Annotated in this window: 18 protein-coding genes; 7 read left to right on the top strand and 11 right to left on the bottom strand. The window is 50.7% G+C overall.

Annotation, left to right across the window (positions count from 1 at the left end; genetic code table 11):
• The first annotated feature begins 151 nt into the window (after nucleotides 1-151).
• From crp to ACRRUX_RS07615, 4 genes are all read left to right on the top strand, one after another.
• On the top strand, nucleotides 152-787 hold the full coding sequence (gene crp, locus ACRRUX_RS07630) for a cAMP-activated global transcriptional regulator CRP (RefSeq protein WP_261922849.1): 636 nt from the start codon (nucleotides 152-154) through the stop codon (nucleotides 785-787).
• A 107-nt stretch (nucleotides 788-894) separates the two neighbouring features.
• Entirely contained in the window at nucleotides 895-1,242 is a 348-nt protein-coding gene (locus ACRRUX_RS07625; protein ID WP_432528836.1) for a PepSY domain-containing protein, read from the top strand.
• Nucleotides 1,223-1,897: a response regulator transcription factor gene (locus ACRRUX_RS07620; protein WP_432528834.1), complete on the top strand. Its 675-nt coding sequence runs from the start codon at nucleotides 1,223-1,225 to the stop codon at nucleotides 1,895-1,897. Before ACRRUX_RS07625 ends, ACRRUX_RS07620 begins: the two co-directional genes overlap by 20 nt.
• Nucleotides 1,894-3,225, top strand: coding sequence for an ATP-binding protein (locus tag ACRRUX_RS07615; protein WP_432528832.1), 1,332 nt, complete (start codon nucleotides 1,894-1,896; stop codon nucleotides 3,223-3,225). Before ACRRUX_RS07620 ends, ACRRUX_RS07615 begins: the two co-directional genes overlap by 4 nt.
• Before the next feature lie 37 nt (nucleotides 3,226-3,262).
• Here ACRRUX_RS07615 and ACRRUX_RS07610 read toward each other — a convergent pair whose 3' ends face one another.
• The 8 genes from ACRRUX_RS07610 to ACRRUX_RS07575 all read right to left on the bottom strand — a co-directional run bounded on the left by ACRRUX_RS07610 (nucleotide 3,263) and on the right by ACRRUX_RS07575 (nucleotide 13,878).
• A complete protein-coding gene (locus ACRRUX_RS07610) occupies nucleotides 3,263-4,063 on the bottom strand; it encodes a DUF1338 domain-containing protein (protein WP_432528830.1) in 801 nt (266 codons plus the stop codon).
• Between the two features lie 85 nt (nucleotides 4,064-4,148).
• The gene (gene astD, locus ACRRUX_RS07605) at nucleotides 4,149-5,609 is read right to left on the bottom strand and encodes a succinylglutamate-semialdehyde dehydrogenase (protein WP_432528828.1); all 1,461 of its coding nucleotides are present in this window, start codon (nucleotides 5,607-5,609) and stop codon (nucleotides 4,149-4,151) included.
• A gap of 10 nt (nucleotides 5,610-5,619) precedes the next feature.
• Entirely contained in the window at nucleotides 5,620-6,639 is a 1,020-nt protein-coding gene (gene astA / locus ACRRUX_RS07600; protein ID WP_432528826.1) for an arginine N-succinyltransferase, read from the bottom strand.
• A 51-nt stretch (nucleotides 6,640-6,690) separates the two neighbouring features.
• Nucleotides 6,691-7,908: an aspartate aminotransferase family protein gene (locus ACRRUX_RS07595; RefSeq protein ID WP_432528824.1), complete on the bottom strand. Its 1,218-nt coding sequence runs from the start codon at nucleotides 7,906-7,908 to the stop codon at nucleotides 6,691-6,693.
• A 352-nt stretch (nucleotides 7,909-8,260) separates the two neighbouring features.
• A complete protein-coding gene (locus tag ACRRUX_RS07590) occupies nucleotides 8,261-9,403 on the bottom strand; it encodes an HDOD domain-containing protein (RefSeq protein WP_432528822.1) in 1,143 nt (380 codons plus the stop codon).
• Between the two features lie 118 nt (nucleotides 9,404-9,521).
• On the bottom strand, nucleotides 9,522-11,987 hold the full coding sequence (locus tag ACRRUX_RS07585) for a prolyl oligopeptidase family serine peptidase (RefSeq protein WP_432528820.1): 2,466 nt from the start codon (nucleotides 11,985-11,987) through the stop codon (nucleotides 9,522-9,524).
• A 104-nt stretch (nucleotides 11,988-12,091) separates the two neighbouring features.
• Nucleotides 12,092-12,985, bottom strand: coding sequence for a hypothetical protein (locus ACRRUX_RS07580; RefSeq protein ID WP_432528818.1), 894 nt, complete (start codon nucleotides 12,983-12,985; stop codon nucleotides 12,092-12,094).
• 20 nt (nucleotides 12,986-13,005) lie between these two features.
• Entirely contained in the window at nucleotides 13,006-13,878 is an 873-nt protein-coding gene (locus ACRRUX_RS07575; RefSeq protein WP_432528816.1) for a PhnD/SsuA/transferrin family substrate-binding protein, read from the bottom strand.
• Nucleotides 13,879-14,087: 209 nt separating this feature from the next.
• On the opposite strand from ACRRUX_RS07575, the gene ACRRUX_RS07570 reads away from it, so the two are divergent.
• On the top strand, nucleotides 14,088-14,966 hold the full coding sequence (locus tag ACRRUX_RS07570; protein ID WP_432528814.1) for a S1/P1 nuclease: 879 nt from the start codon (nucleotides 14,088-14,090) through the stop codon (nucleotides 14,964-14,966).
• Between the two features lie 13 nt (nucleotides 14,967-14,979).
• On the top strand, nucleotides 14,980-18,093 hold the full coding sequence (locus tag ACRRUX_RS07565; protein WP_432528812.1) for a TonB-dependent receptor: 3,114 nt from the start codon (nucleotides 14,980-14,982) through the stop codon (nucleotides 18,091-18,093).
• Between the two features lie 25 nt (nucleotides 18,094-18,118).
• Here the strand turns inward: ACRRUX_RS07565 and ACRRUX_RS07560 are convergent, their stop codons facing one another.
• A complete protein-coding gene (locus tag ACRRUX_RS07560) occupies nucleotides 18,119-18,718 on the bottom strand; it encodes an anthranilate synthase component II (protein WP_432528810.1) in 600 nt (199 codons plus the stop codon).
• A 192-nt stretch (nucleotides 18,719-18,910) separates the two neighbouring features.
• Between ACRRUX_RS07560 and ACRRUX_RS07555 the strand changes: the two genes are divergently transcribed.
• A complete protein-coding gene (locus ACRRUX_RS07555) occupies nucleotides 18,911-19,993 on the top strand; it encodes a GGDEF domain-containing protein (protein WP_432528808.1) in 1,083 nt (360 codons plus the stop codon).
• A gap of 25 nt (nucleotides 19,994-20,018) precedes the next feature.
• Here ACRRUX_RS07555 and ACRRUX_RS07550 read toward each other — a convergent pair whose 3' ends face one another.
• Entirely contained in the window at nucleotides 20,019-20,450 is a 432-nt protein-coding gene (locus ACRRUX_RS07550) for a ClpXP protease specificity-enhancing factor (protein ID WP_432528806.1), read from the bottom strand.
• Nucleotides 20,451-21,080, bottom strand: a complete 630-nt coding sequence (sspA, locus tag ACRRUX_RS07545) for a stringent starvation protein SspA (protein ID WP_432528804.1) — start codon at nucleotides 21,078-21,080, stop codon at nucleotides 20,451-20,453.
• Nucleotides 21,081-21,146 lie beyond the last annotated feature (66 nt).

Raw genomic sequence — 21,146 nt, 5'->3', positions numbered from 1 at the left:
AATACCGCGAATGTCAATCGACTTGTCGATTTCAGCACACATTACAGCAAAGCAGAGTAAGAAGCCTGTCAAGGTTTGACAGGTTTAATTGACGTAAAATGCTTGTTTAGAATATTCTAACTTTCGTTTTTATCAGTAGAGGAACATAGGCATGGCTCTGATTGGTAAACCAAAACCGGATCCGACTTTGGAATGGTTTTTATCTCACTGTCACATTCACAAGTATCCAGCCAAGAGCACACTGATCCATGCTGGTGAAGACTCAGATACCCTGTACTACATTGTTAAGGGTTCTGTCGCCGTTTTGATCAAGGATGAAGAAGGCAAGGAAATGATCCTGTCTTATTTGAATCAGGGTGACTTCATCGGTGAATTGGGTCTGTTCGAAGAACAGGCTGAACGTACTGCTTGGGTTCGCGCCAAGCAAGCCTGCGAAATCGCAGAAATCTCTTACAAGAAATTCAAGCAGTTGATCCAGGTTAACCCTGAGATCCTGATGAAGCTGGCTTCTCAGATGGCACATCGTCTGCAGAGCACCAGTCAAAAAGTGGGCAACCTGGCGTTCCTGGACGTTGCAGGCCGTATCGCCCAGACTCTGCTGCACCTGGCCAAGCAGCCAGACGCCATGACTCATCCAGATGGCATGCAGATCAAGATTACCCGTCAGGAAATCGGTCAGATCGTGGGCTGCTCCCGCGAAACTGTAGGCCGTATTCTGAAGATGCTGGAAGAGCAAAACCTGATCCAGGCTCACGGCAAAACCATCGTGGTTTACGGCACCCGCTAAGCCCTGATGCCCTAATATCAAGGTTCAGCTTGATTTAAGCCTCAAACAGTAAAGTGGCACAGAATAATTTCTGGGCCACTTTTTCTTTTGGGTGTTGGGGAGTGTCTATGTCAAGGCTGGTTTTCATTTGCTTTTTCAGCCTACTTGCTCTTCAGCCCTGGGTCAGGGTGGCCGCCTCCTCTACTGAACTGCACCACAATCAGGCCGTCACCCTGGTCGCCAGTGGCCAAATCCTCTCGTTAACCGACACTCTCGCAATCGTAAGCCATTATTGCAAAGGCAAATTAATGGATGCTCACCTCTATCAGGAAGGTGACAAATGGCGTTATGATTTGGAACTCAAAGTCGACAAGGGGCAATTGCTGCAACTGAGCGTTGACGCCCGCAGTGGCAAACCGGTACCAGCAATCCCCCTACCCAGTGAATGTCAGCAAAATGAAATTACTGCTCGTTGAAGATAATGCCCTGCTGGTTCAGGAGCTGCAAAAACAACTCAAACAGGCAGGTTATGTCACCGATGTGACGGACAAAGCCTCAGAAGCCGATTACCTCATCAGCGAAACCCAATACGATTGCGTCATCCTTGACATAGGTCTGCCCGACGGTAATGGTCTGGAACTGCTGACCCGTTGGCGCAACCGTGGCGTCAATACTCCGGTTATCATGCTGACGGCCCGCAGTCAGTGGCATGAAAAAGTCGAGGGCTTCAACGCCGGTGCCGATGATTACCTGGGTAAGCCATTTCACGCCCAGGAGTTGCTGGCCCGTATTCAGGCCCTGATCCACCGGGCTTCCGGACGAATGAATACCCCATCCAAGACCCTGAGTTTTGGTGGTGTCACTCTGGATGAATCACAACAGACGGTGACAGTCGATGGCGTCACCTCTGAGCTGACGGCCATGGAATTCAGGCTGTTGAAAATCTTCCTGCTGTCACCCAAGAAACTGCTGTCCAAAGCGCAGCTGACCGACAAGCTGTATCAGTTTGACGACGAAAAAGAGAGCAACGTGGTAGAGGTGTACGTGACTCATCTGCGTAAAAAACTGGGCAAAACCGCAATTGAAACCCGCCGCGGGCAGGGCTATATCTTTCACGGCCAACAGCTATGATGTCGATTCGCACCAAGCTCAGCCTGTGGCTGACCGCTTTGGTGGTACTGGGCACCATTGTTGGTATGTTGCTGTTTGAGTCCATGCTCAGGCAGGCCTTTCACGACTCCATCATCAATCGTCTGGAAGAAGACCTTGAACATGTGATCATGGCGACCCACTTCCACGATGGTGAAATCAGTATTGATGAGTCACAGCTGTCGATCTTCTATAAACCGGCCTATTCGGGGCGTTACTTTCAGCTGAATCTACCCCATGACGTTATCCGCTCCCGTTCATTGTGGGATCAGACGCTGGATATCGAGCCACTGGGAAAAGGCGAAACCCGGGTATGGCAGGCCAAAGGCCCTAAAAATCATGACATGCAGCTGCTGTCGGTAGGTCTGAGCTCCAATGCCAGTCACCAGACAGCAACCCTGACAGTTGCCCAGGATCTCAGCATCGGCAGACGGGTATTCAGCGAAATCTACGGCACCAAGCTGCTGGTCAACCTGGGGATGCTGGCCGCCATGATAGCCGGTATTTTTCTGGTACTTCGTCAGTCTTTTAAGCCATTGCGCAAGATGACGCTGTCGCTGTCACAACTGCGGGACGGTGACATTACCAAGCTGGAGCTGGATGATCTGCCGCCTGAGATAGTGCCACTGGCACGGACTCACAACGAACTGCTTGACTACACCGCCAATCAGATTAAACGCAGCCGCAACAATCTGGGCAATCTGAGTCATGGCCTGAAAACGCCGCTGGCAGTGATGCAACAACAGGTTGAAGTGCTGGGACTGAAAGATCCACTGCTGGCAGAGGCCATGCAACAGCAGCTGGATCAGATCTGCCGGATGATTGAGCGCAAGCTCACCGCGGCACGTATTACCGGTACCATGCTGCCGGCGGCTCGCATGGCCTTGCCGGACGATCTGGAAGGCCTGACCAATACGCTGAGCAAGGTCTACCGGCACAAGCAGGTTCACTGTCATCTGGATCTGGACACTCAGGTCAGTCGCCTGCCCATTCACCGGGAAGATGGCATGGAGCTGCTGGGGAACCTGCTGGACAATGCCTACAAATGGGCCAGCAGTCAGGTGCTCATCAGCGTACGTCAGACCATTGAGGGGGTTAAGGTCGATATCCATGATGATGGCGCTGGCGTTGCTGACCATGAACTGAGCCTGCTGACTCAGCGGGGAACCCGGCTGGATGAATCAGTCATGGGTCATGGTCTGGGACTGTCAATCGTCAAGGAGATCTGCGAACAATACGATATCAGGCTGCAGTTTTGTCGCAGTGAACAACTCGGTGGCCTGTGTATTCAACTGGAGTTTGCCCAATAAAAAAGCGGCCAGCGGCCGCTTTTACGTTTTTTGCCTGTTACCTGGCAACATAGGTGCTTTCAAAAATCTTGTCTGCCGATGCCGCCACAAAGCCGGTGTACAGCTCACCATCAGGCTTGGGATAACGCAGCGCAAACTCATAGAAGCAGCTGGGGATGGTCAGACTGGTGTCAGTAAAAGCGACGTCAATCTGATCTGCCATGGTGGAGGATTGCTCCAGCAACACCTCTGGCGAACCTTTGATTTCACCGCCGGACGAGTTGAGCACAAAGCCACCATCCTTGAGCGCCTGATTGACCGCCTCAATGCTGTTAAAATCCGGCAAGTGATTAATGGAAACAGTAAAGTGATTGGCGCGATAACCGATGGCGGCTACCCAGGCAGCATATTCACTCTCTTCCAGCAACTGACGATACGTCGCACTGTCCAGTTGCCAGTGACGACCCGAGTACAGAAAGTTGTCTGCGCTCAGCGCGGCGTCATCGATTTGGGCAACCAAATCGGCAACGATAGCTTGTAACCGGGGACTGAACTCCTCGACAATCAATTCAGAAATAAACACCTTTGGCTGAGTCGGGTCCGGATGCTCAAAATGCTTTGCATTCAGCTTTTTAGACTCAAAGTGATAGTCACCACAAGCTTTATAGCCCAGCGCTTCAAAGTGCGCAGCCAGTACACCGACATTAACCTTGGGCAGATTAAACGTCCTCAGAGCGATATGGTCATTAATAATGGGCTGGCCCTTGCCTAGCAGTTCATGAACGCGTGCAGCAGAGGGGGTCATTTGGATGTAATCCTGCCATAGGGCAGCAAACATCTGGTTAACGTCGGTATGCATGAGGTCTCCTTAAGCCTGAGTATTTGAGTAAGTTGGCTTGGGTACAGTGTGTTGCTATAAAAACGCCCGCACTGCGGGCGCTGAACTATAAGGTAAGGCCTGGACTCAGTGTGGCAGGCAGACTGACCACATCCGCCTCCATAGACGCCACCGGGTAGGCACAGTAATCTGCCGCATAGAAAGCCGATGCCCTGTGATTGCCAGACGCACCAACACCGCCGAAAGGCGCCGAGCCGGACGCGCCGGTAATCTGCTTGTTCCAGTTGACAATACCGGCTCGGATACGGGCCAGGAAATAGTCATAGTCAGCACGACTGTCAGCCAGCAATCCAGCCGACAGGCCATAACGGGTGCTGTTGGCAAGGCGGATAGCCTCGTCAAAATCCGAGTAGCGCACCACCTGCAACAGCGGGCCGAAATATTCTTCATCCGGCAGTGCATCAATGTCGGTCACATCAATCAGCCCGGGCGAGACCAAACCGGTTCCGGCCTTGAGCTGTTTAAGCTCAACCAATGATTTTCCCCCCAGCGCCAGCAGCTGCTGCTGCGCCTTTACCATGCCCTTGGCAGCAGTTTCGGAGATCATCGAGCCCATAAAGGGCTGTGGCTCGTCATTCCATGCACCGACCCTAATCTGGCCCACCGCCTCAACCAAACGGGATAACAGCGCATCACCGGCTTCACCCAACTGAACATAAAGTCGGCGGGCGCAGGTACATCTTTGTCCTGACGAAATATAGGCAGATTGGATAATGTCATGTACAGCCGCTTTGGTATCGGCAACATCGCGGACGATCAGCGGGTTATTGCCGCCCATTTCCAGCGCCAGGATCTTGCCCGGATGCCCGGCATATTGTTGATGCAGCAAATGCCCGGTCCGGGAGCTGCCGGTAAAGAACAGGCCATCCAGCTGTGGATGGGATGCCAGCGCCTTACCGGTTTCCACCTCACCCTGAACCAGATTGATAACACCGGCAGGTAAACCCGCCTGCTGCCATAACTTCAACGTTTCCTCAGCCACTTTGGGCGTCAGTTCAGATGGTTTGAAGATAACAGTGTTGCCCGCCAGCAGTGCCGGAACAATATGTCCATTGGGCAGATGTCCGGGGAAGTTATAAGGCCCGAATACCGCCACCACGCCATGAGGCTTATGCCGCAACACCGCCTTCCCCGCAGGAGTGTCCGACTCACTTGCACCGGTGCGCTTGTTGAACGCCGTCGCAGACAGACCAATTTTGCCTATCATGGCGGCCACTTCGGTCGCCGTCTCCCACCTTGGTTTACCGGTTTCCTGGGCAATGACTTCGGCCAGATGTTCTTTATGCAACTGCAGTTGATCCCGATAGGCTTCTACAATTTGCAAACGCCCGTCAAATCCCAGCATAAACCAGTCAAACTGCGCCGTTCTGGCGGCAACAACGGCCGCATTAACCTGAGACTCGGTCGCACTCTGGCCCTCCCATATAGACTCACCATTAGCGGGATTGAACGATTGCATTTGCTGACCTTCCCCGGCCAGCCACTTTCCATTGATAAACTGAGTCATGCCATACTTCCTAAATCGCCAAAATTCGTACTGGATCACCGGCACTGATCATCAGCGCCTGCGCTTCCTGAGGAGACAGTGTCAGTGTCTGCTGTTGTTCATCTATCTGGATTTCGGTCATGATCGCCCGATAACCTGACACAGAGGTATTGGCAATCATATAGACCTCAGCGGCCCTCTGTTTATCACCAATCACCGCGGTTAACCGACGACTGCTTTGCACCGAACGAATATCACTGAGGTTACATTCAACCGTTGGCCCACCATCAAAAATATCCACATACCCACGATGACGAAAACCTTCGGCATGCAGCAATCGCAATGCCGGGCGGGTGTTTGCATGCACTTCGCCAATCACTTCCTGGGCCTCCTGGGGAAGTAATGGCACATAAATAGGATTACGGGGCATCATCTCGCCCATAAAGGCTTTTTGACCCAGACCGGAAAGATAGTCGGCGTAGACAAAATCAATGCCCAGGAAATGGGCCTGCAACCAGCCGTAAAATGGCGAATGGCCTTCGTCATCACAGACACCGCGCATCTCGGCAATCACTGTTTCACCGAAACGTTGGGGGTGCTCAGCCAAAAACAAAAAACGGCTTCTGGACAGAAAACGTCCGTTGTTTCCCTGACGGTGACCTTCCCGCAGGAACAGGGTGCATAACTCGGCAGCGCCGGTATAGTCATGACACAGAGTAAGGGTTTCGACCTCATTGCGGACATCGATTTGCTCGGAATGATAAACCTCAGTACCAATGCGGTAGTGGTAGAAGGCATCTTCCATCCCCACCGCAGCTTCGATACCGCAGGTGCCGACAACCTCACCTGTAGTGCTGTCTTCCATCACCATCAGATAGCCTTCATCGAAAGGCTTCTCAACTTGTTTATTGACCGAGGCTTCAGCACGGGCAATCTTACGGCGCAACAGATCTTCGTTAACCGGTAACGAAGTAAAACCGTGTCCCGATTCATGGGCAATCTGCAACAGTGCACTGAAATCCGTGGCCCGGATTGGACGTATGATTAACATCACTTGTCTCCTGAACTGTGCCGTCGCCAACACGACGGCAACTGGCACTCATCAACCGGCAACAACCCTGGCAACAGCCTTCTCGAATCGTTGCAGACCTTCTGTGATGTCCTGATCTGGGATAACAAGAGATGGTGCAAAACGCACCACGTTGGCACCGGCCACCAGCGCCATCAAACCTTCATCGATTGCAGCCATCAGGAAATCACGGCTGCGTCCCTGATATTGTTCATTCAATACAGCGCCAAGCAGCAACCCTTTGCCACGCACTTCAGCAAACACATTATATTTGGCGTTGATGTGAGCCAGTCCTTCCCGGAACAGTTGCTCCTTACGCTTCACACCATCCAGTACTTGCGGCGTGTTGACGACATCCAATACTGCATTGCCGACTGCACAGGCCAGCGGATTGCCACCATAGGTAGAACCGTGAGTCCCGACCTTCAGGTGCTCGGCAATTTCAGAGCGGGTCAGCATAGCGGCTATCGGGAAGCCACCTCCCAACGCTTTGGCGCTGGTCAGAATATCCGGCACAATCCCGGTTCCCATATAGGCATACAGGTGACCGGTACGGCCGACACCGGTTTGCACTTCATCGAAAATCACCAACGCGTTGTGCTTGTCTGCCAGGCGGCGTACCGCCTGCAAAAACTCAGCAGAAGCCGGTAAAATCCCGCCTTCACCCTGCAATGGCTCAAGCATAATGGCGCAGGTTTTGTCGGAAACCGCGGCTTCCAGCGCAGCAACATCGTTGTATGGAAGATGAGTGATCCCCTGCGGCTTGGGCCCGAAACCATCAGAATAAGCCGCTTGACCGCCGACGCTGACGGTGAAGAAAGTCCGGCCATGAAAGCCCTGATTGAATGCAATGATTTCAGTTTTGTCTGCACCAAACTTATCCAGTGCGTAGCGGCGGGCCAACTTGAGTGCCGCTTCGTTGGCTTCGGCGCCGGAGTTGGCAAAATACACACGGTCGGCAAAGGTGCCGTCAACCAGGCGTGTAGCCAGTGCAAGCGCAGGCTCATTCGTCATCACGTTGGATAAATGCCACAGTTTCTGTCCCTGAGTCATCAGCGCATTGACCAGTGCAGGGTGGCAGTGTCCCAAACAATTCACCGCAATACCGCCCGCAAAATCGATATATTCACGCCCTTGCTGATCCCAAACATGACTGCCCTCACCGCGGACTGGAATAACCGCCGCAGGTGCATAGTTAGGCACCATAACCTCATCGAATTGGGCACGGGTCAGATTCATCGTATTGCTCATAATGCTTTCGTCCTTTGTTGTTATAGGGTGAACTGCTTCGACAGTGCACCTCACTTTACCCGACCGGTTTGTTATTTGTATATGAATGCGATCGGAAAGATTTTTGTTACTTGTGGGACATTATTAGCGAAAATGTGACCTAAAAGCCAGTTTTTAACACTGAAGTCAGTTAAGGCTTGAGGATATATTGCATAAAGATTGTAGTTTAAGAATTGTTCAGGCGTTTTGAATGGGGGGTCTCAGCATATTTAGTCACAAAAATTCCCCGCAGGCATGCAACACAAGTTATATGCATTGATTATGAATATTTAAACAACTATCAGATTGTTTTTCGACAGGCTTCCAAAACCACTTATACCAGGTCCAGCTTGCGGTAATTCTGAGCTCGCAGCATCTCAATTTCTTCGGGCGTAAATTGATAATAATCCACAATCAGATCCCGCTCATGGGGATACAGTTTACGCTGCTCCTCCAGAAACAGGATTTGCGCAAATGCACTGCCACGGGCAATCAATGCAGCCTCTGCGGACAGATCCGCATAGCGCATCGTGTAACTGAGTTCCTTGAGCACATCGGTAATACGGCTGTCTGCAAACCCCAGCAACTCCAGCAGCTGCCAGTTCAGTTCCTGACCATATTCCATAACCTTTTCATATACCTGAGTCGCCGGGAAATCAGTCGCCAGCACGGCATCATAGACTTCACGCTCTTTACTGGCTTCGGCCTCCCGCAACCAGGAGCCCCAGATTTGTTCGTAAATCCCGGCGCTATTGTTGAGAATGGCAGAGGTTCCCAGCTGATACAGCAGGGCACAGATATAGATGAAGGCTTCATCGTTACCGGATGCTCTGGCCAGCGCCTGACTGGCTATCGCCGTCACTATGTTGTGACGCCAGAGTTTACGGGTAGTCCATAACAGATTGGCATGGCCACTGGGTAACCAGCGGCGAACGCAGAAATAGGGAATAAGTGTCTGCAGGTTTTCAAGCCCGATAAAACTCAATACCAGCTTGAGATCTGACACTTTGACCTCTGAGCGACTGGGGCGTTTATTGCGGAACGAAGCACTGTTCACCAGATTGGTTAAATCCAACACCAGCCAGGAAAGATCGTTCACATACAGATAGACCTGATTCAAATCAGGAGCATTGGATTGCAGCAGTTCCAGCAACATCACCTGTTGTTCACTGATGTTGGTATGGCGCAGTACATCAGCAGGCTCGGCCAGTCTGAAGTCTATACTGCGGCGAACAGACTCTGACAGCTGAACCGATACAGCTTCAAAAATTTCCCGGCTTTGTAACTGCTTTTCCAAGCGGCTCATTACGGCTTCACGTTCAACATCCAGCTTATTGGCATGAGCCTCGAGTTCATCATCAACGCCCTCCAGCATGGCGCTGCTTTTTTGTTTGCCAACGATCAGCAGCCGATACAGCTTGGCCTCAATTTCCAACAGTTTTCCGGATTTGACTCCACCCGCAATAGAAACAACCACCCTGTAATCCTTCCTTAGTCCTGGGGTTTGCCGACCAGCCGGCTCTCAGCACTCTTTAAAATATGGCGCAGCACTTTCGCCTGCGCCACTCCAAAAGCAACAAGAGCCCGCTTTCTGCTTACTTCAGTGTTTGCTCGAACAGCTTGTATATACGGCGATATTCATCCAACCAACTCGAAGGTTGCTTAAAGCCATGGGGCTCGACCGGATAAATGGCTGTTTCAAACATAGGTTTTTCAAGTTCAATTAAGCGCTGTACCAGACGCACACTGTCCTGGAAGAACACATTATCATCCAGCACGCCGCTCATGATCAGCAACGGCTTTTGCAAGCCCTGAGCATGCTCTATGGGCGAGCTTCGCTCATAGGCAATAGGATCAACATCCGGCGTATTCAGAATATTGGATGTGTAAGGTGCGTTATAGTGAGCCCAGTCAGTAACCGGTCTCAATGCTGCGCCGCTCTGGAACAGCTCTGGCTGGGTAAACAGCGCCATAAAGGTCAGGAAGCCACCGTAAGAGCCGCCATAAGTGCCCACCCGACCGGGATCAACATTGGCGTGCTCAGCCATCCAGCTCACACCATCCTGCAAATCCTCCACTTCAGGATGTCCCATGTTGCGGTAAATGGCGGTACGCCAGTCACGCCCATAACCTTTGGAGCCGCGATAGTCCATATCCATCACGACATAGCCCTGTTGTGCCAACATATTGTGGAACATAAATTCGCGGAAGTATCCGGAAAATCCATAGTCGGCATTCTGCAAATAACCGGCACCGTGATTGAAAATCACCGCCGGGTATTTATCAGCATTGTCCCGGGAAAATCCTTCAGGCAAATACACCCTGGCGTATATGTCTCCGGCACCGTGAGAAGACGGCACAGCCACAACTTCAGGAGCCTGCCAGGGATAGGCTTTAAATGCGTCACTGGTGTAATCAGTCAGCTTTTTCAGCTCACCGCCGATGGGCTGCAGGTAAAGTTCAGCAGGCTCAGTACGGGTGGATGCATTCAGCAACAGCGCATCCCCCATAGGGCTCAGCTGATAGTCCAGATTTCCCTGCCATTGTGTCAGTTGCTCATCACGTCCGCTGGCGATATCAACCCGATAGACGTTATAGATCCCGGGATGCTGCTTGTTGGCTTTGTAATACAGATACCTGGCGTCCGGACTCAGGGTGACATCACTGACCACGAACTTACCTTGCGTCAGTGCCTTTGGCTTCTGTCCAAAAGGTTTCAGGTACAGCTGAGAATAACCGCTTTCTTCCGACAGGAAGTAGAGGGTATCGGTCCCGGGTAACCAGCCATATTGATTGTGGGTGTAGTTGACCCAGGCATCATCATGCAGTCTGTGCTGAGTACTGAAACTCCCCTTCTGCAGGTCAACGGTGGCGATCCAGCGGTCTTTGTTGTCCCTGGCCTCCAGCATTACCGCCAGTTTATTTTCCTGCGGATGCCACTGCACAGCACTCTGGTCCCAGCCCCAGTCCATCATCAGGGCGATTTCTCTGGGGGCTTTGCGGCTGAGATAAGTTTCGCCTTTAGCCTTGGCGTTCTCCGCTTTTTCATTTACCAGTACGTCGTCATCAAACCCGATAAGTCCCTCGATGGTTACCGGGGTTTGTTTGCCGGTTTTGCTGTCCAGCACCAGAAATGTTTGCCCTCCAGCAGGCGCTTCTGCCACTCGGGCCCGAACCGGCACGGCATCAACATAGCCGTCTTTACCCAGATAGTTGGGCATGATGTCATGTTCTTCGCGCCATTTTTCGGTTTTATCAGCCAGCGCCAGAAAGATATAACGTCCATCCGGTGACACGCTGAGTTCGACAATGCGTTTATCATCCCCCACATAAAATGGTTTGCCGGCCATAGTTGGGTCAACAGAGGCCAATGCCTGCTGTCTAGCCTCCTTCGCCCTGGCATTCTGGTGTTGCAGCGCGACGTACTCAATCAGCCTGTGCTGCTGCTTTGCCAGATAAGATTCAGGCTCAGCGACATTCCCCGGTGCATTACGGCTTTCAATCTGAGCCAGCTGACGTGTCATCCCCGTTTCCGGATTAACGGCAAACACCTTGCCTTCAAACCAATAGGCAATATCACCAGAAGTCAGAAAACGCAGGTCGTCAATCTGTTGCAGACTGCGGGTCAACTGCTTGACTGCTCCGGTCTGCAGCTCCTTAACAAACAGGTTCCCCTGATACAGATAGGCTTTTTGAGTCCCTGCCAGGTTAACAATACCCTGCTGTTGATCGGCCGTGTGCCATTGTTCCAATGGCAGCAGCTGTTTTGCTCCACTGGCCAGATCCAGTTGATAAAGGTCTTTTAATACGCTGGCGCTGGGCTGACGGTTGTAATAAATACGCTGCCCATCATCACTGAAATAAGCCCCCTGAGCGCGGATCCCCATCCAATCCGGGTCCGCCATGATCTGCTCCAGGGTCAACGCGTCAGCGGCGGCTAACGGCGCCTTTAGCTGAACATTCACCGCCTCAGATGCAGCAGGTGAAACCGGTGTCTGAGTCGTAGCGCAGGCAGAGAGCAGCGCCAGTGACAGCGCACTGACTGCAAGATGTTTAATCATATTCCTTCCTTTCTTATTATTGCTGCCCGAATTTTCTTCCCAATCAGGCAGTAGCGTTCACTTATACCACAAGTTACCAGCGCGGAGACAATGCATTGACCGCCTCAACGCCCGAGGATTTCATAGTCACTGCCCGACAGCTGCCGCAATCCATAGTGGTGCAATTTGGAACGGGAACCTTCGCCATGGGCCTTGGGAGGATAGAAAGTCAATTTCAGCTCAGGGTGCGCGGAATAAACCTCATCCAATACTGCGCGAATATCGCTGAGGGTTTTCTCCAGACTGTTTTTAAAATTGGGACGCTTTCTGACGGTATGCCCCAGCGCCACCAATCTGAGGAAATACTTGTCTGCCAACAGCTGCAAGGCTTCCGGCATCTCCTTGTTCTGACTTAAAAGCGTCTCCCGATCGCGGGCACAAAACTCGAGCAACGCCACATAGAAACACAATGGTTTATTGGCCATGACCACATCCGGCCCACCACTTGAGTTACGCAAAGTCCGCTGTTGTAAATCGATGATTAGTCTTGGGGCATCCAGTGACTCCAGGCTTTCGGTTTTCCCCTCTTTATCAACAGGCTGACCGGCGAGGTAATACAACCAGGTCAATATGAGTGACAGCAGCAGCGTCAATACTGAGAAATACTGCGCGGATTCTCTGGGCATGTCGGCAAAAGTCAAAATCAGGTGGCTGCTGGGAGTGATCAGAACTTGATGAATCAACCCGGTATCTGTGAATGGCCCCGTCACCAATTCAAGCAGACGAATAGAAGCCTGCTGCTGCGCCAACTCCTGATTCACCCTTTGAATGTAGCGGGCAATGACCTCACCTGACTCAACCTGATAATCAGCAATGCTGGCCAGCGGCAGTCTGCCCATATCCAGGGAAACCCTTTGCGACACCTCATCCAGCGCCCGTTGTTGGTGATAATACCTTGACCACTCAACCCCTGTGGCGAACACCAGTTGCAGTACCAACCAGAATCCTGCAAATGCCATAAGCAGCCTGAATCCGGATCTCATAATCCCACCTGTAACTGACAATCGCCTACTGGCTGGATATCCCGGTAATAACCACTTAATGCCTGACTCAATCCTGTCAGTTCATGCTGCAATGAGCAGACCAGATCGGTGTTCTGTTGAGACAACTTGATGTACCAGCGACCGCCACTGATCTCCTCCCGAATCCGGGTTGTGTAATTACGGGAAAACCGCTGGTTATCCTGCTCCTCCCAGAAAGTTGAAATAATATCCACATCGCCACTGGCCAACAGAGTTCTGAGCTCTGCGTGCGAGCTGGCATAACGGATATCCAGAGTATCCAGATTCAACCCCAGTGAATTGAGCAAACGCTTTGGCAGAATGTGCCCTGAACGGCTGGTAGGAGAAGACAATAATCCCAGGGATTTATCAATAAAGTAAGCCTTCTCCAATCTTGGCTTTTCCTTATTGGCAATAAGATAGGCAGAATAGGCGGGATATTGCAGAATCGCGTGATAGTTGTGAGTGGGCTCGCCCATCAGCGCCTGCATGATATTGTCATTGGTCAACACCAAATCAGCCAGCCCTTTACCGAGGAACTCCAGCGCGTCACTGACTTTATAGCCCCACACAACCTCTACAGCACCAAATTGCTTGGCGATAACAGTGTTCGAACACAGTTTTGTGAGCAATACGTCTGCCAGTTGCTCATCCGGAATATACACAACAAAAGCATCATGATTGAGTGCATCAGCCACGGAGCACCGCTCAGACAATTTCACCAGTGATTGACCGGACAAATCTACCTGATGACCCTGCCACAACCCCCACCCCAAACTCATTGCAGCAAAAAGCAACATAAACACAACAATTGTTCGATGTGAAGCTCTGAAATCTATCAGTCTCGTCATGTACTGTCCTGCGCTCCGTTGCAACCACGGCAATTCAAACAAAAAAATTTACCCGTTACAACAGGTTAATTTACTGGTTATGCGCAACCCATTGTTTACAAACAATTGTTAACAAGAAATTATGAATGACAACAAAGCCTTTTAATAAGGCCTGCTCTTAGTGGACAATATGCGCCTAAACCGTTAATCAAATAACAACAAAGCAACCAATGAGACACATATTATTCGGGGCATTGGCAACCGCTTTATGCTGCATAAGTGGTGACCTGTGGGCCTGGGGGCAAAATGGCCACAGAGTTATTGGGAAAATCGCTGCCCATCATTTGACACCAACGACTCAATCTGCGGTCAGCCGTTTGCTAGGCGAGGATACTCTGGCAGAAGTATCAACCTGGGCCGATGAGATGCGTTCAAGTCAAGACGAGATGTGGCAGAACATGAACCACTGGCACTATATCAACATAGAAAAAGCCGGTGAGTTTGTGCCGTCAACCTATCAGATTAATACTCTGACCCCAGATTCACAGATAACTGACGTTTATGCTGCGGTGCTGAAATCCATTGCGATATTAAAATCGCCCCAAAGCAGTCAGCAACAGCAAGCTTTCCATCTGAAGTTGTTAACCCATATGGTTGGAGATATCCACCAGCCTATGCATGCCGGTCATCGCCATGATAAAGGCGGTAACGATGTTAATGTGGAGTTCTTTGGCGAGCTTACCAATCTGCATTCACTGTGGGATACCAAGTTACTGCAATCACAAAATCTGTCATTCACCGAAATGGCTGAATTTATTGATACCCGCAATCATCAGTTTATTGAAAAGTCCCAGAGCAACTCCCCAGCCGAATGGGTGCTGGAGTCTTATCAGCTGGCTCAAAATATTTACCAACAGCCCAGAACCAGCCTCTCTTACCGCTATGTCTACGACTATATGCCGGTTGCCAACGAACAACTGCTAAAGGCAGGCATTCGTCTGGCCGGTTTGCTGAATCAAATTTTCGATAGCCCGGACAGCCAAGCTGTCAGCCATAAGACAGAAGATACCGGGCAGTCAAACCTCAGTACCCACAAAAACAACCGTTAAGGGAAATGTTGAAATGAGCAACGCACTGAAGAAAAACGCTCTTGCGCTGGCGATAGTCGCTGGTCTGGGCATGAGTGGCGCCGTTTTCGCGACCGAAACCACTTCAGCCATCAAGGGCTTTATTACAGGTCCTAATGGTCAGCCTGCGGTAGGCACCAAGGTGACCATTATCCACGTACCAACAGGCTCTTCAAAAGAAGCCGTGGTCAACGAGGCAGGTCTGTTCACTACTCAGGGCCTGCGTGTTGGTGGTCCTTACCAGGTAGTACTCGACTCAGATGAATTTGACGACACTATCGTCAATGACATCAATCTGTTGCTGGGTCACACCTATCCGGTGAACGTGCAGTTGGAAGCCAAAAATGACCTTGAACGCATCGAAGTCACAGGGCGTGTTATCAGCGCGCTGTCCGGTGGTGTGGGTCCTTCAGTGACCTTCACTGAACGCGATCTGGAGCGCCGTCCAGCAATCAACCGTGACCTGAAAGATATCGTTCGTTCTGACCCACGCATCTATATTGATGAAAGCCGTGGCAATGATGCAATTCAGTGTGCCGGGGGCAACCCACGTTTCAACAGCCTGACTCTGGATGGCGTTCGCATGAACGACAACTTTGGTTTGAACGAGAACGGCTATCCAACCATTCGTACCCCATTCTCATACGATGTACTGGATCAGGTCACTGTCGAACTGGCTCCGTTTGATGTGCAGTATGGCGGCTTTACCTCCTGTAACTTCAACGCGGTGACCAAATCAGGCGGCAACGATATCGCCGGTGGCGTTTTCTATGATTACACCAACGACAGCATGACAGGTGACAAGATTGAAGGTCACAAAGTTGATCTGGGTGACTTTGCCACCAAGCGCTACGGCGTAAACCTGGGGGCTCCTATCATTGAAGATACTCTGTTCTTCTTTGGCTCCTATGAAAAACTCGAAGGCACTCAAATCTTCGAATACCCAGGTTATGGTGACAAAGTCACCAACACTGATATCGACCGTATCCGTCAGATTGCCAAAGAGAAGTACGGCTATGATATCGGTGGTCTGCCTGGCAGTATGCCGGTTGACGATGAAAAGCTGTTGCTCAAACTCGACTGGAATATTAACGACAATCACCGCGCCAACATCATCTATAACTACACTGACGGGTTTGAAATCAGCCAGTCTGATGATGCTGTCACGCTCGACTCTCACTTCTATGAGCGTGGTGTCGAACTTAAGTCTTTGGTGGGTTCTTTGTACTCAGACTGGACTGACAGCTTCAGCACCGAAGTTCGTATCAGCAAACAAGAGGTGGATATGCGCCAGCAATCACTGGATGCTGCCAGCAGCTTCGGTGAAGTGCAAATCCGCCACAACGGTGCCACCGTCTACCTGGGACCTGATGACTCACGTCAGTCCAACGATCTGGACTACGACAGCTTCAACTTCAAGCTGGCCGGTACCTATTATCTGGATGCACATACCATTACCGCCGGTTACGAATATGAGAAACTGAACGTATTCAATCTGTTCATGCAACACACTCAGGGTGAATTCCGCTTCAACTCCATCGAGGATTTTGAAAACGGTCTGGCTTCCCGTGTTTATTACAACAACGCCGCCGGCACCAACAATCCCAATGATGTCGCTGCCAACTTCAGTTTCGCTCAGCATACTTTCTATGTGCAGGACGAGTATGAGTTCACCGATGTGGATCTCACGCTGACCTTCGGTCTGCGATACGATTACTACACCAGCGATGACAAGCCAAACTACAACCCGCTGTTTGAGGAGCGTTACGGCTTCTCCAACCAGAAGAATCTGGATGGTATCGACCTGCTGCAACCACGCGTTGGCTTCAACTGGCAGGCAACCGATGCACTGGAAGTTCGTGGTGGCTTCGGTTTGTACTCAGGCGGCAACCCGAACGTTTGGGTATCCAACTCTTACTCCAACGACGGTGTGACCCAGATTGCAACCCAACGTCGTAACTTCAACCTGTTCAACAACCCGATGACCGATGGTCAAAAGCCTGGTTTTGGTGTACCACAGGAAATGTTTGACGAAGTGGCCAATACCCCGATTGGCAGCGGTGACGGCAGCGTGAATGCCATTGACCCTAACTTCGAAATTCCATCTGAGTGGAAATTTGCACTGGGTGGAAGCTATACCACTGAAGACAACTACATCTTCTCCCTGGATGTACTGCACAGCCAAAAGCGTAATTCAGCCATCGTGAAAGACTATTCGATCGCCTACGCAGAAAATAAAGTGGCGCCGGATGGCCGTCCAATGTTCGAAAAGCTGCACAATCGTGGTTTTAATAACGACTTCGTGTTGACCAATGTGGATGGCGAAGACGGTGAGTCTACCATCATCTCTACTTATGCCTTTAAAGAGTGGGATAACGGTATTACTGCGACTCTGGGCTATGCCTACACGGATGCTAAAGACGTTAACCCAATGACCAGCTCAGTGGCGTACTCCAACTACGTCAACCTGGCTTCTTTTGATGAAATCAATCCAGCAGTGGCCACCTCAAACTATGAAGTGCCACATCGCTTCACCCTGCAGCTAGGCTACGAAGTTGAGTTCTTCCCGGGCTATGCCACCAACTTCTTCCTGCTCGGTCAGGCCAGTGAAGGTCGTCCATACAGCTACACCTTCGACGACAGCGACGGCATGTTCTACTCCAACGGCTCTGCCCCGGGCAATCGCCAGTTGCTGTATATCCCGCTGATTGACGATCCCAACGTGGTGTACGGCAGTGATTTCAATAAAGATGCCTTTGATCAGTTCATTGCTGACAACGGTCTGACCCGTGGTGCCATCGTTGGCCGTAACAGTCAGAATGCCGATTGGTGGGTTAAGTTTGACCTGAAAGTGTCTCAGGATATTCCTGGGTTCTGGGATGGTCACAAAGGTCAAATTTATATGACCATCAAGAATCTGGGCAACCTGTTGAATGACGACTGGGGTGTATTGAAAGAAGGTGCTTTCGTGGGTAACGCCATGGTTGAAGCCAGTATCAACGATCAGGGTCAGTATGTTTACAGCCGCTACTCAGGTAATGATGCACTGAACGTACAGAACGAAGCCTCTCTGTGGCAGATGAACGTTGGTATCAGCTATAAGTTCTAATCGGTTTAACTAACGGCAAAGGGCATCATTTGATGCCCTTTTTTCTGTGTGCGCTGCCGATATCCAGAAAGTTCTTCAACAGTTCATGCCCCTGCACGGTCAATATGGATTCAGGATGAAACTGCACCCCGTAGACCGGCATCTGCCGATGACGTATTCCCATGATTTCCCTGCCATGGACTGGATCATCATACCAGGCATCCAGACTGAACCCATCGGGTACCTCATCCAGCAATAATGAATGGTACCGGGTCACGGTCAAAGGATTGGCAAGACCATGAAATACCCCCTGACTATTATGGTTAATGGCGCTGGTTTTGCCATGCATGACCCGCTTTGCCCGAATGACCCGCGAGCCAAATACCTGACCTATGGCCTGGTGTCCAAGACACACACCAAGCAAAGGTATTTCTCCGGCAAAGGTATTGATGGCTTCAAGTGATAAACCGGCCTGATCAGGGCTACAGGGACCGGGAGAGATCACCAGATGAGAAGGATTCAGCCGCCGTATTTCTGCGATACTGATGTCATCATTGCGCCTGACCAGGATCTCCTGCCCCAGCTGCTGAAAATACTGCACCAGATTGAAAGTGAAAGAATCATAGTTATCTATCATCAGCAGCATAAGAAGGGATCCGCAAAATCAAATGTTCGACTCGATGTGGCGACGAATGCTAACACACCCTTTAACCACATTCATCCGGGCCAATCTTGAACTACGCTTAAAAAATATTGGCCCTACCCTTTTCGTTCTTGGGTATCTCAGCCAATAGCAACAGATTTCACTGGACCTAAAGAGGATGGCCCAGAGCACACTATGCTGCGTCGACTGATCTCACTGGGATGCCAATACTCAGAAACCAAAACACTGGAACGGAAAATTATTCTGGTGAACATTGCTGCGCTGATGGCATCACTCACCACTGCCATCTACTATGCAATCTATCTGGTATTTGATAACCCCACTCTGTTGTACTCAGGTGGCGCCCAAATGCTGACCTTACCCCTATTTGCGCTGGTGCTGGCCGCCAATTACTCAGGACGATTTACCTTTGCAAGGTGGAGCCTGTTTATTACCAGCATCAGCAGTGTCCTGATAGCAATTACCTCTGGGCAGGGAACAGTGTTTAATACTCACTTCTACTTTATGCTGTTCGCCATTCTGCCTATTGCACTGTTCAAAAATGATGAATGGCGCAGTAAAGCCATGATGACTTCCGTCAATATGGTGTTCTATATCTACCTGGAAGTGTTTGGCTGGCCTCATGATGCTGCGATGGATCTGCTGACTGAAACTCAGGTGATGTTTTTGCAGATCATGGTGGCAGCATCCTGTATCAGCTGCCTAATGATCCTGCAATCCATTAATGAGGTTTATGCAGAGCAAGCGGAACAATCCCTGCAACGCCAAGCATTTACCGATGGCCTTACCGGCCTCTATAACCGGCGCTATTTTTCAATACAGCTGCAAAGTAAACTGATTAGAGAACGTCTCTGTCTGTTGTTACTGGATGTCGACCACTTTAAGCAGGTCAACGACAACTATGGTCATGCAGCCGGGGATCAGGCGCTTATTCATCTGGCAGACACGATTTCTGCCTATCTGCGACCTGATGAAATGTTTGCCAGAATCGGCGGGGAGGAGTTTGCCATTTTATTGCCGGCACATGAAGCGGTTATAAGGGCTGAACAAATTCGCCAGGCAGTGGCTCATACCCCACTGTTTTTCCAGACAAATAAAATCAACCTGACAATCTCTATTGGGGTTCACGAAAGCCGCGAAAATGACTCAGAAGAAGATATTATGCGGGGCGCTGACAACGCGCTGTATCAGGCTAAGGCCACAGGTCGCGACAAAGTGATCACCACCCAGACCTCGGCATACAAAAAAACCAGCTGAGTAGCTGGTTTTTGTCTTTCAGGAACTATTTGACCACTGTCAAATGAGGCCTTCTCTTGGCAGCCTCATGTACCGGAGGCTCTTCAACCTCAGGAACTAATTCCAACTCAGCTTCGTTCGTCTGAGCGGTCATATAGGCTTCTTCCATCTCAAACACCACACCCGCACCATTTTCACGGGCATAGATGGCGATAATGGACGCCAGAGGCAACATGATCTGTTGAGGCACTCCGCCAAATCTGGCATTAAACTCGACAAAATCGTTCCCCATCTGCAGATTGCTGACTGCCGACGGTGCCAGATTAAGCACAATTTGACCATCTTTGACATACTGCTGTGGCACCAAAGTACCTTCAATATGTGCATCCACCACCAGGTGAGGAGTCAAATCATTATCCAGCAACCACTCGTAGTATGCTCTCAGCAAATAAGGACGATGTGGAGTCATATTAGCCATTTACAGTCCCATGCGAAGTTCACGCTCAGCTTCAGTCAGTGAAGCTTTGAATGAATCACGCTCAAAAATGCGGGTCATGTATGCGTTGATATCTTTGGCAATACGGCTATCCAGCTCAATACCCAGCGCAGGCAAACGCCATAACAGTGGGCCTAAATAGCAATCAGCCAGACCAAACTCTTCGCTCATGAAGTAAGGCATTTCAGCAAATACAGGTGCCACTGCCAGCAGACTTTCCTGCAACTCTTTACGGGCAGCATCAGCACGGTCACCCTTCTTGATGCGATCTACCAGCGCATACCAGTCGCTTTCGATTCTGTGCATCATCAGACGGGTCTGACCACGGGATACAGGATAAACCGGCATCAAAGGCGGGTGAGGGAAGCGCTCATCCAGATATTCCATAATGATGCGAGACTCGTACAACACCAGTTCGCGGTCTACCAGAGTAGGTACTGTGTTGTATGGATTTACCTCCAACAAGTCCTCTGGCATATCACTCGGGTTTACCTGTAACACATCAACAGTGACACCTTTTTCTGCCAACACAATACGAACTTGATGGCTATACAGGTCATCGGCCCCGGAGAACAGGGTCATGACAGAGCGTTTATTGGCAGCAAGAGCCATTGATACCCTCCAGAATCAAAAACAACGAAACGAGGGGCCAAGCCCCCCGTTTACACTATGCGGATA

Origin of the sequence: Shewanella sp. GXUN23E, assembly GCF_050865035.1 — a bacterium.
Taxonomy (GTDB): Bacteria; Pseudomonadota; Gammaproteobacteria; order Enterobacterales; family Shewanellaceae; genus Shewanella.
The sequence above is the reverse complement of the archived record's forward strand: the minus strand, read 5'-3'. Positions and strand labels throughout refer to the sequence as shown.

Bases quoted from the DNA above. Each gene is read 5' to 3' on its own strand.
- crp (WP_261922849.1), top strand. From the start codon at position 152: ATGGCTCTGATTGGTAAACCAAAACCGGATCCGACTTTGGAATGGTTT.
- ACRRUX_RS07625 (WP_432528836.1), top strand. From the start codon at position 895: ATGTCAAGGCTGGTTTTCATTTGCTTTTTCAGCCTACTTGCTCTTCAG.
- ACRRUX_RS07620 (WP_432528834.1), top strand. From the start codon at position 1,223: ATGAAATTACTGCTCGTTGAAGATAATGCCCTGCTGGTTCAGGAGCTG.
- ACRRUX_RS07615 (WP_432528832.1), top strand. From the start codon at position 1,894: ATGATGTCGATTCGCACCAAGCTCAGCCTGTGGCTGACCGCTTTGGTG.
- ACRRUX_RS07610 (WP_432528830.1), bottom strand. From the start codon at position 4,063: ATGCATACCGACGTTAACCAGATGTTTGCTGCCCTATGGCAGGATTAC.
- astD (WP_432528828.1), bottom strand. From the start codon at position 5,609: ATGACTCAGTTTATCAATGGAAAGTGGCTGGCCGGGGAAGGTCAGCAA.
- astA (WP_432528826.1), bottom strand. From the start codon at position 6,639: ATGTTAATCATACGTCCAATCCGGGCCACGGATTTCAGTGCACTGTTG.
- ACRRUX_RS07595 (WP_432528824.1), bottom strand. From the start codon at position 7,908: ATGAGCAATACGATGAATCTGACCCGTGCCCAATTCGATGAGGTTATG.
- ACRRUX_RS07585 (WP_432528820.1), bottom strand. From the start codon at position 11,987: ATGATTAAACATCTTGCAGTCAGTGCGCTGTCACTGGCGCTGCTCTCT.
- ACRRUX_RS07580 (WP_432528818.1), bottom strand. From the start codon at position 12,985: ATGGCATTTGCAGGATTCTGGTTGGTACTGCAACTGGTGTTCGCCACA.
- ACRRUX_RS07575 (WP_432528816.1), bottom strand. From the start codon at position 13,878: ATGACGAGACTGATAGATTTCAGAGCTTCACATCGAACAATTGTTGTG.
- ACRRUX_RS07570 (WP_432528814.1), top strand. From the start codon at position 14,088: ATGAGACACATATTATTCGGGGCATTGGCAACCGCTTTATGCTGCATA.
- ACRRUX_RS07565 (WP_432528812.1), top strand. From the start codon at position 14,980: ATGAGCAACGCACTGAAGAAAAACGCTCTTGCGCTGGCGATAGTCGCT.
- ACRRUX_RS07560 (WP_432528810.1), bottom strand. From the start codon at position 18,718: ATGCTGCTGATGATAGATAACTATGATTCTTTCACTTTCAATCTGGTG.
- ACRRUX_RS07555 (WP_432528808.1), top strand. From the start codon at position 18,911: ATGCTGCGTCGACTGATCTCACTGGGATGCCAATACTCAGAAACCAAA.
- ACRRUX_RS07550 (WP_432528806.1), bottom strand. From the start codon at position 20,450: ATGGCTAATATGACTCCACATCGTCCTTATTTGCTGAGAGCATACTAC.
- sspA (WP_432528804.1), bottom strand. From the start codon at position 21,080: ATGGCTCTTGCTGCCAATAAACGCTCTGTCATGACCCTGTTCTCCGGG.